This is a genomic window from Halomonas sp. H2 (genome assembly GCF_050215315.1).
GTDB lineage: Bacteria > Pseudomonadota > Gammaproteobacteria > Pseudomonadales > Halomonadaceae > Vreelandella.
This window is the reverse complement of the sequence record NZ_CP189760.1, coordinates 2,805,426-2,820,121: the sequence shown is the minus strand read 5'-3', so window position 1 is coordinate 2,820,121 and position 14,696 is coordinate 2,805,426. Positions and strand designations below refer to the sequence as shown.

Annotated in this window: 11 protein-coding genes and 1 tRNA gene; 7 read left to right on the top strand and 5 right to left on the bottom strand. The window is 56.0% G+C overall.

What is annotated here, in order from left to right:
* Positions 1-33: 33 nt before the first annotated feature.
* The 4 genes from ACQE2I_RS13105 to ACQE2I_RS13090 all read right to left on the bottom strand — a co-directional run bounded on the left by ACQE2I_RS13105 (position 34) and on the right by ACQE2I_RS13090 (position 6,590).
* On the bottom strand, positions 34-909 hold the full coding sequence (locus ACQE2I_RS13105) for an AEC family transporter (RefSeq protein WP_427028510.1): 876 nt from the start codon (positions 907-909) through the stop codon (positions 34-36).
* 78 nt (positions 910-987) lie between these two features.
* Positions 988-1,902, bottom strand: a complete 915-nt coding sequence (locus ACQE2I_RS13100) for a LysR family transcriptional regulator (RefSeq protein WP_427028509.1) — start codon at positions 1,900-1,902, stop codon at positions 988-990.
* Positions 1,903-2,088: 186 nt separating this feature from the next.
* Complete coding sequence (locus ACQE2I_RS13095) at positions 2,089-4,146, bottom strand: TonB-dependent receptor domain-containing protein (protein ID WP_427028508.1); 2,058 nt, start codon at positions 4,144-4,146, stop codon at positions 2,089-2,091.
* A 311-nt stretch (positions 4,147-4,457) separates the two neighbouring features.
* Positions 4,458-6,590: a TonB-dependent receptor domain-containing protein gene (locus ACQE2I_RS13090; protein WP_427028507.1), complete on the bottom strand. Its 2,133-nt coding sequence runs from the start codon at positions 6,588-6,590 to the stop codon at positions 4,458-4,460.
* A gap of 281 nt (positions 6,591-6,871) precedes the next feature.
* On the opposite strand from ACQE2I_RS13090, the gene ACQE2I_RS13085 reads away from it, so the two are divergent.
* From ACQE2I_RS13085 to ACQE2I_RS13065, 5 genes are all read left to right on the top strand, one after another.
* Positions 6,872-7,807 (top strand): ABC transporter substrate-binding protein, encoded by a 936-nt coding sequence (locus tag ACQE2I_RS13085; RefSeq protein WP_427031471.1) that lies wholly within the window; start codon positions 6,872-6,874, stop codon positions 7,805-7,807.
* Between the two features lie 53 nt (positions 7,808-7,860).
* Positions 7,861-8,829, top strand: coding sequence for a FecCD family ABC transporter permease (locus ACQE2I_RS13080; protein ID WP_427031469.1), 969 nt, complete (start codon positions 7,861-7,863; stop codon positions 8,827-8,829).
* Between the two features lie 38 nt (positions 8,830-8,867).
* Complete coding sequence (locus tag ACQE2I_RS13075) at positions 8,868-9,965, top strand: FecCD family ABC transporter permease (protein WP_427028506.1); 1,098 nt, start codon at positions 8,868-8,870, stop codon at positions 9,963-9,965.
* Complete coding sequence (locus tag ACQE2I_RS13070) at positions 9,962-10,777, top strand: ABC transporter ATP-binding protein (RefSeq protein ID WP_427028505.1); 816 nt, start codon at positions 9,962-9,964, stop codon at positions 10,775-10,777. The genes ACQE2I_RS13075 and ACQE2I_RS13070 overlap by 4 nt, the downstream gene beginning before the upstream one ends.
* Positions 10,778-10,881: 104 nt before the next feature.
* On the top strand, positions 10,882-12,690 hold the full coding sequence (locus ACQE2I_RS13065; protein WP_427028504.1) for an ABC transporter ATP-binding protein: 1,809 nt from the start codon (positions 10,882-10,884) through the stop codon (positions 12,688-12,690).
* Between the two features lie 31 nt (positions 12,691-12,721).
* Here the strand turns inward: ACQE2I_RS13065 and ACQE2I_RS13060 are convergent, their stop codons facing one another.
* Positions 12,722-13,312: a hypothetical protein gene (locus ACQE2I_RS13060; protein ID WP_427028503.1), complete on the bottom strand. Its 591-nt coding sequence runs from the start codon at positions 13,310-13,312 to the stop codon at positions 12,722-12,724.
* 112 nt (positions 13,313-13,424) lie between these two features.
* Between ACQE2I_RS13060 and ACQE2I_RS13055 the strand changes: the two genes are divergently transcribed.
* A tRNA-Ile gene (locus ACQE2I_RS13055) sits at positions 13,425-13,501 on the top strand.
* 97 nt (positions 13,502-13,598) lie between these two features.
* Complete coding sequence (locus tag ACQE2I_RS13050; RefSeq protein WP_427028502.1) at positions 13,599-14,660, top strand: site-specific integrase; 1,062 nt, start codon at positions 13,599-13,601, stop codon at positions 14,658-14,660.
* Positions 14,661-14,696 lie beyond the last annotated feature (36 nt).

The window sequence follows — 14,696 nt, the reverse complement described above, 5'->3', positions numbered from 1 at the left end:
TCTGCACCCATGTCGGGGTTCCGTGAAGAGGGGTTACATTAGTAGGGCAAGCAGCACGGGTAGATACAGCAGCGCTAGCAGCGTCGAGCAGAACACCAGGCTGGCAACATAGGCAGGCTCGCGCTGGGCACGCTGGGCAAACAGATAGTTGAACACCGCCACCGGCATGCACATCTGCACCACTAAAATGCTTTGTGCCACCGGGGGAAGGCCTACCCAGCCAGCAATGAGCCAAGCAGTGACAGCGGCAAGCGGGATGCGTAGAAAGCTAAATCCTAGCCCGGAGCGTAGGTTTTTTACTTGGATGCTGGCCAGCGAGACGCCTAGCGTAATCAGCATTAGCGGTACCGTGAACCCGGACATTAAATCCACGGTATTGGCCAACCAGGGCGGCAGCGAAGTGTCGGTTAGCAGTAGTGCCATGGCAATGGCAATGGCGTACACCGTGGGTGTTTTCACCAGTGTTTTGAGCGGATTGCCCTGGCTATTAAGCGCCGCGCCTAAGGTGAATTGAAACAGCGACACCGTCACCATGACTGTAATGCCGTAGACAAATCCTGCACTGCCAAAGGCGTACAGCACCACCGGTAAGCCCATATTGCCGGTGTTAGGATACATCATCGGCGCCAGTAATACCCGCCAGCTGCGGCGTAACAGTTTTGCCACTAAAAAGGTCGAGGCACCCATGGTGATAATCACCAGCGCAGCGGCCAACATGGTTTGGCCAAACGTGGCAGCATCAATGTCGGCATCCGCCAGAGAAGCCAATACCAGCGAAGGCGTGCCGATGTTAAATACCAGCCGAGTGATAAAATCGACCGGGTAGGGGTGGCCTAAGCGTACCCACAAGTAGCCAAGCCCTGCACCAGCAAGTACGGGCGCCATGATGGCAAAAAGTTCGGCAAGCATTTACTGTCCTTGGCAATCGTCAGCTGCCTATTGTCGTTAATGGGCTGGCTAATTGGCAAGGCAAACGCTCGCATTCAGCTAAACGGTGGCCGTGGATGTGCACCACTGGGCAGGCACCTGGCTACGTAGAAACTCCAGCAGCGCGTGGGTGCGCCGCGACTGGTGGCCATAAGCGTAGAGCAGCGTAATCGGCAGCGCTACCGGTTCCCAGCCAGGCAGGCAGTTAATTAGCTCGCCGGGGTGATGCTGCTCGCGCTTGGCAGCTAACCAGTGTGAGAGTAAGCCAATCCCTTGGCTGCGCGCGATGGCATCGATGTGCAGCGCAGTAAGGTCCACCCGCAGCCGCGAGCGGGGCGGATTAAAGGTGTACTCACCATGCTCTGGATGCGAGAGCAGCAGCTCATTGGCAGCCGACCCCAGCAGATCTATCCAGGCGTGCTGGTCAAGCTCATCTGGGTGGTTGGGCATCCCATTAGCAGCTAAATAGCGTGGGTTGGCATACAGCCCGCGGGTTAACTGCCCGAGATGCTCTTGATTAAGCCCGCACTCGTGAGTTGGCCCAAGCCAGACATGCACGTTATTGCTGTGTATTTTAGTGGGTGGCGTTTCCCTTGTGTGTAGCGTTAGTTCCACCTTGGGGTGGCTATTTAAGAAGGCATCAATCGCGCTGGCGAGCCAACTGCGCGCCAGTGCTCCGTGCACCTCAAGGGTTATTTCTCCGCTAATCTCCTCGCGCAGTTCTGCCAGCGCCTCCTGGCTATGAGCCGCCATTGCTAAAAGCTCGGTGCAGTAGTTGTGAAATAGCAGCCCCGCTTCGGTGGGAATTAAGCGATTGGCCTGGCGCCGTAGCAGCGGCTGGTTAAGCCGTGCCTCAAGCTGGCTGATACGGCGGCTAAGGGTCGATTTGGCTAATCCGAGCTTTTGGGCGCTGCGAGTCAAACTGCCCGTGGTCATCACATCGGCAAAGGCGGCAAGTTCGTCAAAGTCATACATGGTCAGGCCCACGGGAAAAGGGAGAGCGCTAATTGTGCCACTATTCGGTGCGAATGAAAATCATAGGCATTCAATGTTCGAGTGGGGAGCGTTGTTTGTTGTCGCTCTTAAGTCAATAGCCGCTAATGAAAAGCCCCACCATTAGGCAGGGTAAAGGATCAAAAGGGCATACCAGTTAAGCTGGCATTAGAAGTCGAACGTTAGGCCCAAGTTGTACTGACGACCGTCTAATACAACGCCATACTCATCGTTAGTCACCTCTTTATTGGCGATGTTATAGATGCCTGCCTTAACCTGTGCACGGTCAGTCAGGTCATAAACCAAACCGGCATCGACGAAACCATATCCCGGCGTGCCGTCACCCATGCTTGTCCGAGACAGGTAATCACTTGTGGAGCCTCGATAGCTACCTTGTGTCCAAAGATTTAGCTCAGGTGTTGCCTGCCAATCAACGGCAAGATTGAACATATGCTCAGGGATCTTGTTCAGCGGTTCGCCAGCAAACTCACCGGTTTTCTGCTCGGAGTCGGTATAGGTATAGCTAGAGTTTAGGCGCACATCCTGTGTAACGTCGTAGTCCAGCGTGAACTCTACGCCCTGCATTTGCGCTTCATCGATATTGCGATACGTGCTGATGAACACATACTCGTTACCGGCGTATGGGCACTCCCAGGTGGAAGGGTCATTACGATCTGCTCCTGCCGTATTACAGTAGCGATCTTCGGCAATCTTATCTTCAAATTGCGTATGGAACAGCATCATGCTGGAGGTAAGGCGTTGATCTGCGCTATTAAAGGCAAAACCGGCTTCATAGTTAGTGCTGGTTTCAGGGTTAAGGCTTTCGTTACCAATAATCAGTGCGCGTGCATGGGGAGCGGGGGAGCCGCCGCCACCTGTGCCCCGGCCAAAGCCTTCGGTGGCAGCAGCAAGCCCGGGCTGGGAGTAGCCGGTAGAGACACCGCCTTTGAACGTCCACTCGGGCGTCAGGTGATAGTTGGCATAAATGCGCGGAGAGAGGTGACCGCCGAATAGCTCGTCATCATCGTAACGCATGCCGGTGGTAACGTTGAAGGCATCCGTAAGGCTCCATTCCATCTCGACGAACAGCGCGGCAATCCAGCGATCTACGCTACGCATGGCGTTGGGGCTATTGCCGATGAGGCCATTGGTGTCATCGACAAGGTCTTCGACTCGATACTGACCGCCAAAGGTCAGCATATGGTCGCCCCAGAAGTAGGTCGATTGATTATTAAAGGTAGTTACTTCCTCGCGCTTCTCGTCGGGAGACGGGCTTACACGCTCCGAGATATCATGCTGCAGGTAGGTGTCTGTGACCAATGCCCCGTAGGTGCCTTGATGGCCAAGGGTGAAGACATCCTTATCGTAGCGATAAGTGCTGGAGGTAGCAGGATTACCCCGACTATCGACCTCAGCAATACTCCGGCCAGGATTATGCGTGAATTCTTTAACAGATGAGGTGTAACCGAAGCTGTATTCGTTCAGCTCGTCTGGGGTGAGTGTTAATTCAGCGCCGATCTGACGAGTATCGCTGTCTGGGGTGCTTTCAGCGTTGTCGCTGCCGCCCTCATAATCACTCTCTTGTGTACCACGCCAACTACCGTGGACGCGTAAGCCAAGCAGCCCTTCGATTAGAGCGCCACCTGTATAGAAACTGACCTGCTGGGAGTCGTTGTTGATATCGTTAAGGGAATGGGTGTACTCGGTGACGACTTGACCCGACCACTCCTCGGGTACGCTTTTGGTAATGATGTTGATAACACCGCCCATTGCCTGCGAGCCATACAGCGAAGACATAGGGCCACGGATGACTTCAACACGCTCAATCATTGAAATAGGGGGTAGGCCGATCTGCTTGCCTTCATCATTGCCATTGGTGTTGACAGCCCGCCCGGCGGAAATCGGACGACCATCAATCAAATATAGTGTGTAGCTATTGTCCATCCCGCGGATGCTAATGTCTTGAGCTTGCCCTCCGCCGGTAACATAAACGCCAGGGATGTTTTTAACTGCATCGGTAATATCACTATAGGACTGGCGATTCAGTTCCTCACCACTAATAACCGAGATGCTGGCTGGGGCATCTGCAATGGACTGCTCGAAACCGGAGGCGGTAACAACCACAGGATCGAGCGAGGTGTTTTCCTGTGCAGCGGCAGTAGCAGCGATTGTAATAGAAGAAAGACTAACTGCATGAGCTAAGGCGCGGCGTGAAAAATAAGTCATTTTTTTCCCTTGAAATGATATGACTGACTGCTTCTTATGAATATTTATGTCATATGATATTTATTCTCATATGGGATTTGTGTTCTATTGATAAAGTTTCCATAGTTCGAGGCTGAAACAAAGAACGCGCCGTTTTGCTTTGCGCAACGGCAATAAATTCATAAATATGTGATTGAAGTAATTATTAAGATGAGGGCCAGCCCAAATAGAGAGCTCGCAGCTGGGTCGTTTTATTAAGTAAGCCCATAAAAAAGCCCCGGCAATTGCCAGGGCAGAAGAAGAACATCAAAACAGTAGCGAGCTGGGTCTGATTAGAACTCGTAGCGCGCCGAGAACCACAGGCGGCGGCCTTCTTCGCTATTGGCGTAGACATTGCCAAAGCTGGTGCCATCGCCATAGGCGCGGTAATCGACAAAGTCTTTGTCAAACAGGTTATAAATAGTGGCGCTTAGCTTCAGCTGATTAGTGACCGCATAATTGCCGCCCAGGTGGAACAGTGAGTAGGCTTTGAAGTCGCCTAAATCATCAAACGAGGGCGCGCCGCGAACACTTTCCCGGTTACGGTAGCGTTCGCTGCGATACTCCGCTGACAGCCAAGTGTCCAGTTTCGCTGTTGTCTGCCAGCGTAGCGTGGCATTAACTGCATGCTCGGGCGTGTCGGTCAGTGGATCTCCGGCATTTTCGCCACTTTTCTGCTCAGAGTCGGTGTAGGTGTAGTTGGCATTTAAGCGCCAATCCGGATTGAACTGATAGCCGGTAGAAAGCTCTACCCCCTGAGTAACCGCCTCATCGATATTAATATCCTGGCTATACAGCCCGTCAGGGATCAATGGGTCGTTTTCGATCAAGATGTCGTTGCCACTGGCAATCTTGTCGTCAAATTGGTTGTGAAACAGCGTGGCACTCGCGGTAAAGCCCTGCTGGTTATCGTAGTGCGCGCCGATTTCACTGCTGGTGCTGGTTTCCGGCTCAAGGTCTGGGTTACCAATAGTGAGCACGGTGCCTTGGCCGGTTACCCCGTTAATGCCGTCATGCAGTGCATTGAGCGTGGGCGTTTTATAGCCGCGGCTCACGCCGCCTTTTAATGTCCAGTTGGGGGTGGTATTCCACACTAAGTAGCCGCGCGGGCTGAACTGGCTGCCGAAAGCATCGTGGTGGTCATAGCGACCGCCTAAGGTAAGCGCCAGATCATCGCGTAGCAGCCACTCGTCTTCGGCAAACAGCGACCAGGTGGTTTGCGCGAAGGTTTCCCCGGCCAATCCATCGTCAAGCTCTGCGTCCCACCACTGCATGCCCACGGTGGTCATATGATTTTCTAACGGCATGATGAACTTGCTATCGAGCACGGTATTGGTGGTTTCTAGCTCACGCGGGCCGCCGCCAACAATGCTCGGGAAGCCTTCGTAAGCTTCGCCAACCGGGCCAGCAATAGTCCTGCCTTTGGTTTCGGTGGTGTTGCGCATCAGGCTGGATTCCAGGGTGCCGGATGCAAACCGCCCAGTGTGGCCAACTGCAATTTGCTCGCGCTCAAAACGTAGCTCATCTGAATAGCCGGTGGCAGTGCCGGGGTCTGGCGCGCAGCTGCGGGTGCGGCCATCCAAGGTGCCTAACTGGCACTCATCGTTAGTGTAGCGCTGCCTGTTTACTTCCCCATCAACCCAAAGGTCATGGGAGTTATTGGGCGTCCAGGTTAACTTGCCGCCGATGTTATAGGTGTCGCCTTCTACCGGGCTGGGGCCACGCTGGCTCACCTCAATAGGGTCACCATTTTGGTCACTGTAAACAAGCTCGGAAGCATCGCGCTCATAGACACGCCCGCGCAGTTGAACGCCCAGCGTATCCTCAATCAGCGGGCCGCTGGCGTAGAGGTTAATCTCGCGGCGGTCGCCGAAATCGCGATCTTCATTAAAGGTGCTTTCAACCCCTACAGAGCCGACCCACTCGCGATCAACCCGGCGAGTAATAATATTGATGACCCCGCCCATGGCATCAGAGCCATAGAGCGTCGACATCGGCCCGCGGATCACTTCAATACGCTCAATACTGGAAACCGGAGGAAAGAAGCTGGTCGAGGTCTCGCCAAAGCCGTTAGGGGTCACGCTACCGGCGGTGTTCTGGCGGCGCCCGTCAATCAGGATCAACGTGTAGTCGCTGGGCATGCCACGCATGCTGATATTGCGCCCGCCGGTTTTGCCTACAGAGCCGCCCACATCGACCCCTTCAACGTCGCGTAAGGCGTCGGCGATGCTGGTGACGCGCTTGCGCTCCAGTTCCTCGCGAGACACTACCGAAATGCTAGCGGGGGCATCGACCATCGCCTGTTCAAACCCGCTGGCCGAGACAACGATATTGTCCAGTTGTTGAGCTTCTTGAGCGGTGGCTGTGCCTGCAGAAACAGCAAGCGCAACAGCGCTAGCCAGAACAGAGCGAGTAAAGCGTGGCATGTCCTTCCCCTTGGTGACGATAATTATTAGCTAATGATACTAATTGTCAAATAGGGGTGAGAGTCTAAAAAGAAAAATTCCCAAACGCGAGGGCATGATCCAGGAACGTTACGTTGCGTCAGCTGAAACAGTAGCGTGGTGTAAAGGGTTGCATAAAATGGAACACGCTATTCGCAGGAATAGTAGTGCAAGTGCTTTTGAGAATCGTTACTATCAATTGTAATGTACCGTATCGAGAGAAACTTATGTTGGTTAAAACGGCGCTGGTTAAAACGACCTCAATGACCGCTACCCTCACTAAACGTGCGCGTTTGGGAGTGGTAGGCGTACTGCTAAGTGCTTTAGTGGCAGGCACTGCGCAAGCTCGCACACTTGAAACCGCTTTTGGCGACGTCGACGTTGAGGGAACGCCAGAGCGGGTTGTGACGCTTTACGAAGGTGCGCTGGACGCCGCCGTAGCGGCAGGTGTGAACCCGCTAGGCGCCGTGACGACGCGTGGAGGCGACAACGTAGCAAGCTACATTGAAGCGCATCTTGGCGAGAATCCGCCTGCGATTATGGGCGTGGTGCGCGAGATCAATATCGAAGCCGTGCTGGCGCAGCAGCCGGATCTAATTTTGGCGCCTGCCCAGCTCTCTGATGAGCAGTATCAGCTGTTGTCACGTATTGCGCCGACGGTGGTGCCACCGATCCAACCACTTGCTCCAGATAACTGGAAAGATGAAGCCCGCCTTTACGGCGAAGCGCTTAATCGCCAAGCCGCCATTGCAGCAGCGGTTGAGGCCGTTGAGCAACGCGCCGCCGAGGTCGCCGAGGCAGTAGAAGAAGCCGGTGTGGGTGGTAGCGCCTTTTTAGTGCGCTGGATGCCCGGTGGCCCCATGGTGATGTCGGAAAACCTTTTCACTGCAGGCTTGTTAGCCCAAGCCGGGTTGGATGTGCAGGACGGTGGCCTAGTGAGAGAGCGCGGGGTACATAGCGATGTGCTCAGCCTGGAAAACCTTTCCCAAGTGGACGGCGACTGGCTATTCCTGGCAACGCTCAACGAAGATGGCCAAGCGGCGGTGGACGCGGCCAAGCAGAGCAGTGCCTTTACGCGCCTAAACGTGGTGCAGCAAGAGCACGTAGTGCCGGTGGATGGCCAGCTATGGACAAGCGCCAGTGGCCCGCTGGCAGCCCAAGCAATTCTTGACGATCTAGAGGCAGCGCTGTTGCCGTGACGGTTCCACGTTTTGCAACGCCTAGCGTTAGGCGTGCTACTCCCCGTACGCGAATGATGCTACTACTCACCGCCCTTGTGGCGGTGAGTCTCGTTAGTTTATTAGTCGGCGCAGGTAGTGTTGGCCCCGGCAGGGCCCTGGCGCTACTTAGTGGCGCTCAGGACAGTGAGGCACACTTCATCGTCTGGGAGCTGCGCGCACCGCGCACCTTAATTGGCATTGCAGTGGGCATGGCGTTGGGTGTGGCGGGGGCCCTATTACAAGCGGTGGCGCGCAATCCGCTGGCTGAACCAGGTCTTTTAGGGGTTAGCGCGGGGGCGGCGTTTGCCGTGGCGCTGGCCTTAGTGCTGGGTGCTAGCGCCGCCACCTTGCGCATTTCTGTCGCACAGTTAGGTGCGTTGGTGGGCTGCGTGTGTGTATTAAGCGTGGCGCGCTTTCGCGGTGTCGGTAACGACCCTATCCGGCTCGTGCTTGCCGGGGCTGCATTTTCAGGTTTGCTGGCGTCATTAACCTCACTGATACTGCTCTACGACCAGCGTGCCGCTGATGAAATTCGTTTCTGGGTGATTGGCAGCTTGGCAGGCCGCCGCTTGGACGACTTGTTCGCCGTGCTGCCCAGTATGTTGGTCGCGTCAGTGATGGTTGCTTTGATTGCTCGGCCGTTAGCCGCCCTGGCGCTAGGCGAACGAGTGGCCTCGGGGTTGGGCCACCACCCCAACCTTATTCGTTGGTTGGTCATCGCCTGCGTGGCGCTATTGGTTGGCGCTGCCACCGCTATCGCCGGGCCAATTGCCTTTGTTGGGTTGGTGGTGCCATTTGTCGCACGGGCCTTTGCCGGGCCTGATATTCGTCGCACGTTATGGTTTTGTCTGCCCATCGGGCCGCTGATCGTCCTCGCGGCCGATATCATCTCTCGGGTGGTGGTTGCTCCATCGGAACTACCGTTGGGCGTACTCACTGCGCTGTGCGGTGCACCCGTACTGATAGCGGTCGTACGTGCGCGCCGCTTACCGATGCTGTGAACTTGCTAATGAAAACTACTCCGATAAGAAGCTCGTCTATGTCTTTTTCCCCGGATGCTCAATCCCGTGTTGGCGAAAACGACAGCGTACCGCCACCGCAAGGTTACTGGCGATTAGCCTGGCGCAGCGGGCACGGTGCGAACAGCCTGTTGTTTGAGCAGCGTGCGGTGGCCGTTAACCTGGGGCTGTTTGGTGCGTTACTGCTTGCCAGCGTTATCTACTTGAGCCTGGGCAGCGTTAAGGTTGCCCCTGCGGCCGTGCTGCAGGCGCTGTTTGGCAATGCTGACATGATGGCGAGTTTTGTGGTGAAGGAGCTACGCTTGCCACGTTTGGCCGCTGCCGGTAGCACCGGGGCAGCCTTTGCGTTAGCGGGCATACTGATGCAAACCCTGGCCCGCAATCGCTTGGCAACGCCGGGTATTATCGGTATTGATAATGGCGCGACAGCGTTTGCCGTAGCATCCATCGTCGGCCTTGGCGTTTCCATCGCGCCGCCTGCCATGGCGTTAGCAGGAGCGACCACCGCAGCGGTGCTCACCTTTGGGCTCGCCGCGGGCAGCGGTACCCAAGGGTATCGCTTTATTGTGGCGGGGATTGGCGTGGGCGCGGTGTTTGGCGCGATAACTCAATTGATGCTGGCGCGAGTCGCCATTGATACCGCCAATGCCGCCTACCCATGGACGGTGGGTTCGCTAAACGCCCGCCCCAGCGGCGCTCTTCAATTACTGATGCTCGGGTTGGCCTTGGGGCTGGCCACTGCAGTAGCGTTAGCCCGTTCACTAACGCTACTGCGTTTTAAGGATGCTACTGCCAGCGGGTTAGGCGTGAACGTTAAGCGACGACGGGTGGAAGTGCTACTGCTGTCTGTCGCGTTGACGGGTCTGGCAGTCGCTGTTGCCGGGCCGGTGGGCATGGTGGGGTTGATTGGCCCCGAGATTGCCCGGTCGCTGTCGAGCTCCCGCAGCGTGCCTATTTTGGCGGCAACGCTGGCGGGGGCGCTGGTGATGGTACTCGCCGACTTGGCCGGACGTACACTGCTGGCGCCTATCGAGATTCCGGTAGGTATCGTTACTGCCGTGGTCGGCGGGCCCTGGTTACTTTGGATATTAATGCGTCCGCAACGGAGCTTCACATGAGCCAATCTCCAACACCCACTATGCCTTCTCTTGCCACGCAGTCGCTCGGCATGAGTTATGGCACCCGGCAGGTGATCGATGGCTTGGATATCACCCTGCCCAGCGGCCAAGTTACCGCCATTGTGGGCCCTAACGGCTGCGGAAAATCGACGTTGTTGGCCGGGCTTGCTCGTTTACACAAACCCGAGAGCGGTGCCGTATTGCTCGATGGCGCCGATATTCAGCGCTTGCCCACCCGCCAACTGGCCACTCAGCTGGCGCTACTGCCCCAGGAGGCTGTCGCACCGGAAGGGCTCACCGTGACCGAGCTGATTCGCTTTGGCCGCCAGCCCCACCAAGGCTGGCTGCGCCAGTGGTCAGCAGAAGACCAGCGCGTGGTGCAGCACGCGCTAGCGGCGGCAGGGCTTGAACAACTCGCCGATCGGCCAATTGATGCGCTTTCCGGTGGCCAGCGACAACGCGCCTGGATCGCCATGACCATCGCCCAACAAACCCCGCTGCTGCTGCTGGACGAACCCACCTCCGCGCTGGATCTTGGCCACCAGATCGAAGTGTTTGAACTGGTCAAGCACCTTGCCCATCACGGCCGTACCGTGGTGATGGTGCTGCACGACCTCGCCAGCGCCTGCCGCTATGCTGACCATCTTATCGCCATGCGCGAAGGGCAGATAATAGCGGAAGGGGCTCCCGCTACGGTGGTGACGCCTGATCTGGTGCGAACGCTCTATCAAGTAGAGTGCACGCTACTCACCGACCCTGATACCGGCAGCCCCTTGCTGGCCAATGTTCGCCGCTCCACGGCGCCCGCTTAGCTGGCCAGGCAGTAACGCGTTGAGCCTTCACCGTGAATTCATTACGCTAGCGCTTCTATCACAACCCCTTTCAGCCTATAACTTATACTGAGTAAGGAATACTTGTGTCCTCTCCTGCACACAGTTTTCAAGCGTTGCTGCGGCTACTGCGCTACGCCAAAGGCTATCGGCGACGCATTATTACCGCCACCGCCTGTTCGATTATCAATAAGCTGTTTGATATTGCCCCAGAGATTCTGATTGGTGTCGCCATCGATGTGGTGGTCAACCAAGAGCAGAGCTTTGTGGCAAGCCTCGGGTTTGAAACACCTCAACAGCAGATCACCATGCTGGCGGTGCTGACGTTTGTTATCTGGGCGGGGGAGTCGCTGTTTGAGTACCTGTTTCAAATCTTATGGCGCAACTTAGCCCAACGCTTACAAGCGGATATGCGCCAGGATACCTACGAGCACGCTCAGCGGTTGGATATGGCGTTCTTTGAATCGAAAAGCTCCGGCCAGCTTGTGGCCACCATGAACGATGACGTCAATCAGCTCGAGCGCTTTTTAGACGGCGGGGCTAATTCGCTTATTCAGGTGATGGTCACCGTGGTGGCAGTGGGCGCGGTATTCTTCGTACTTTCGCCGCTGATCGCGTTACTCGCTTTCACGCCTATTCCGCTGATCATTTGGGGTGCGTTCTTCTTCCAGCGCAAAGCCGGGCCGCTCTACAGCGATGTGCGTGAAAAGGTAGGAGATTTGGCCAGCCGGTTATCCAACAACCTAAGTGGCATCGCAACGATTAAAAGCTTTACCAGCGAAGACCGCGAAGCCGAACGCCTGCGCAATGCCAGCGAAGCCTACGTAGAAGCCAACAGAAGGGCGATCAAGGTTAGCTCTGCGTTTATTCCCGTGATCCGCATGGCGATTTTGGCGGGCTTTCTTGCCACCTTTACCGTTGGCGGCATGATGGCGCTCAACGGCTCTCTGAATGTAGGCGCATACGGCGTGCTGGTATTCCTGACGCAGCGATTGCTCTGGCCGCTCACCGGTTTGGCTCAGGTGATCGACCTGTTCGAGCGCGCCATGGCCAGCACGCGGCGGATTCTGGATCTACTTGAAGTGCCTATTACGGTAAAAGACGATAGCACCACCCCGCTTGCTCAGCCGGTGCGAGGCGAAGTGACCATCGACAATGTGAGCTTTCACTACGCCACCAGCGGCGTTGGCGTGGAGAACGTTCATTTACATGCACCGGCAGGCAGCACCCTGGCATTAGTAGGGGCGACCGGCTCGGGAAAATCGACCCTCATCAAGCTGCTGCTGCGCTTTTACGACCCGGCAAACGGGCGGGTACTCATCGATGGCCAACCGATTACCGACGTCAGCATGAACTCGCTGCGCCAGTCGATTGGCCTGGTCAGCCAGGATGTTTACCTGTTTGAAGGCAGCATTCGCGACAATATCGCCTACGGTAAGCCAGGCGCCGCCGAAGCCGCGATTATCGACGCCGCTAAAACCGCCGAAGCATGGAGCTTTATCGAAACGCTGCCCCAAGGGTTGGATACACCGGTAGGGGAGCGGGGCGTGCGGCTTTCCGGCGGCCAACGCCAACGGCTTTCCTTAGCGCGAGCGCTACTTAAAAACCCGCCTATTCTGGTGCTGGATGAAGCCACTAGTGCAGTGGACAACGAAACCGAAGCGGCCATTCAGCGCTCGCTTAAGCGCATTGCCCATGGCCGCACGGTGATTATGATTGCTCATCGGCTTTCTACCATCGTGCATGCCGATGAGATCGTAGTGATCGAGAAGGGCCGAGTGGCCGAGCGCGGCACCCACTCAAGCCTATTGGCAGCTAACGGCCACTACGCCGCCCAGTGGCGGGTACAAACCGGCGAAGCCCAGGCGGGAGATGTGGAAGCCCTCAGTAGCTAACCTTTAACGGTTAACGACTACCGATTCACTATTACCTATTAACCAGGAGTGCATTAAGAGTGACGGGCACATGCTCGTCAATCTCTTGGTAGCCCAGTAACGACAGCACGGTGCGCACCGTGCTGTTCGCCATCAACGCTTTGCCATCTATCGCCATGGGCTCAGCGTGGGTAATCCGTATCTCATTCAAGCCTTCGCGGGTAAACCGCAGCGGCACGGATTCCTGTTGGTTTACCATGTCTGATTGAACGCGAAAGGTCAGCGTCTCTACCAGTGATTCGCCAATATCCAAACCATCCAAACGCTCTGGTGGCATTTGCGCCTCTAGCGTCACCAGGGTGGTGTTTGCCAGCAAGCCTACCCACGGCGGCAACTCGCCAAAGCGCTCAAGCACATCCGTTTGGCTAAGTTTTAACGGCAATCGCAGGGTGCCATCGCTGGAGATATCACCCTGCAGATCGCGCACTTGGTGGTGATGAGTTTGCGGTGCTTCGCCGTTCAACTGAGTAATCGACGCCTGCACCCGCGACTGGCCAGGATCAAGCTGCCAATCAGCGTGCACGGGCAGCGCGAACAATAAGGGGAATAGAGCAATCAATGCTTTCACAGCGCGCCTCCGCATAAAGAACTACTCACCAGACTGCCCAATCCACATAAAGTGCCGTAATGACATCAAGATAGCGCAAAGGGGCTAGCCTCACCCGGCCACATTCGCTATGATATGCACGCTTTTCGGGCCTATAGCTCAGTTGGTTAGAGCAGGGGACTCATAATCCCTTGGTCGTAGGTTCAAGTCCTACTGGGCCCACCATTAAAATCAATAGCTTAGCAGTTTTCTCTGGTGAGTCCCCTACTCCAAGGGTACAGTTTCGGTACAGCGCCGATCTTTCAGACCCTGGAGATTTTTTGTGGCCACCATCGTCAAGACCCCCTCTGCAACTTGGAAAGCCGTCATCCGCAAGTCGGGTTGGCCTACCATCGCAAAGACCTTCCGCACCAAACGTGACGCCCAAGATTGGGCACGCCGCACTGAAGATGAAATGGTGCGTGGCGTTTATATCCAGCGTAGTGCCTCAGAACGATTGACGCTTGAAGCAGCGCTAAAGCGCTACTTGGCCGATATCACTCCTACCAAGAAACCCAGCAGCCAGAAAAGCGAACGCCTCAAGGCCAATACGCTCATTGAGCATTTGGGTAAATACTCTCTAGCAGCCCTTACGCCAGAACTGGTCGCCAACTACCGTGACAAGCGTTTAAACAGTTTGGGACGCCGAGGGGAGCTAATCAGCCCCAATACCGTGCGCTTAGAGCTTGCCCTACTTGGCCACCTCTTCACTGTGTCTATTCAAGAGTGGGGGCTGGGCCTGACGTATAACCCTGTTCAGAATATTCGCAAGCCCAGCCCTGGAGAGGGACGGAGTAGACGCCTTAGTCCCGAGGAGGAGAAGCGGCTGTTTGCCGTATTACGCCAGCACAGTAACCCTATGCTTGCATGGATCGCCAGAATCGCCCTAGAGACGGGTATGCGCTCGTCGGAGATCCTAACCCTCACTCGCAGCCAGGTAGACGTTAAACGCCGCCTGGTGCGTCTTACAGACACCAAAAACAACGAAGCTCGCCTTGTGCCGCTGACTCAAGCCGCGACAGAAGTGTTCAAGCAGGCACTGAATAACCCCGTGCGTCCACTCGACTGTAACCTGGTGTTTTTCGGTGAGCCTGGCAAAGAAGGCAAACGAGGCCCTTACGTCTATACCAAGGTTTGGAATCAAGCCAAAAAGAAGGCAGGGCTTGATGACTTTCGCTTTCATGATTTACGCCATGAGGCTGTTAGCCGACTGGTGGAGGCGGGGCTATCCGATCAGGAGGTGGCTGCGATCAGTGGCCACAAATCGATGCAGATGCTGCGGCGGTATACGCATCTCAGGTCGGAAGATTTGGTTATGAAACTGGATCGTATAAGGGGGCATTAATTGCCCGTTGGCTAATGCTTACATGGAGAGTGAAAG

Coding starts and splice junctions, on each gene's coding strand:
- ACQE2I_RS13105 (WP_427028510.1), bottom strand. CDS start 909: ATGCTTGCCGAACTTTTTGCCATCATGGCGCCCGTACTTGCTGGTGCA.
- ACQE2I_RS13100 (WP_427028509.1), bottom strand. CDS start 1,902: ATGTATGACTTTGACGAACTTGCCGCCTTTGCCGATGTGATGACCACG.
- ACQE2I_RS13095 (WP_427028508.1), bottom strand. CDS start 4,146: ATGACTTATTTTTCACGCCGCGCCTTAGCTCATGCAGTTAGTCTTTCT.
- ACQE2I_RS13090 (WP_427028507.1), bottom strand. CDS start 6,590: ATGCCACGCTTTACTCGCTCTGTTCTGGCTAGCGCTGTTGCGCTTGCT.
- ACQE2I_RS13085 (WP_427031471.1), top strand. CDS start 6,872: ATGACCGCTACCCTCACTAAACGTGCGCGTTTGGGAGTGGTAGGCGTA.
- ACQE2I_RS13080 (WP_427031469.1), top strand. CDS start 7,861: ATGATGCTACTACTCACCGCCCTTGTGGCGGTGAGTCTCGTTAGTTTA.
- ACQE2I_RS13075 (WP_427028506.1), top strand. CDS start 8,868: ATGTCTTTTTCCCCGGATGCTCAATCCCGTGTTGGCGAAAACGACAGC.
- ACQE2I_RS13070 (WP_427028505.1), top strand. CDS start 9,962: ATGAGCCAATCTCCAACACCCACTATGCCTTCTCTTGCCACGCAGTCG.
- ACQE2I_RS13060 (WP_427028503.1), bottom strand. CDS start 13,312: ATGCGGAGGCGCGCTGTGAAAGCATTGATTGCTCTATTCCCCTTATTG.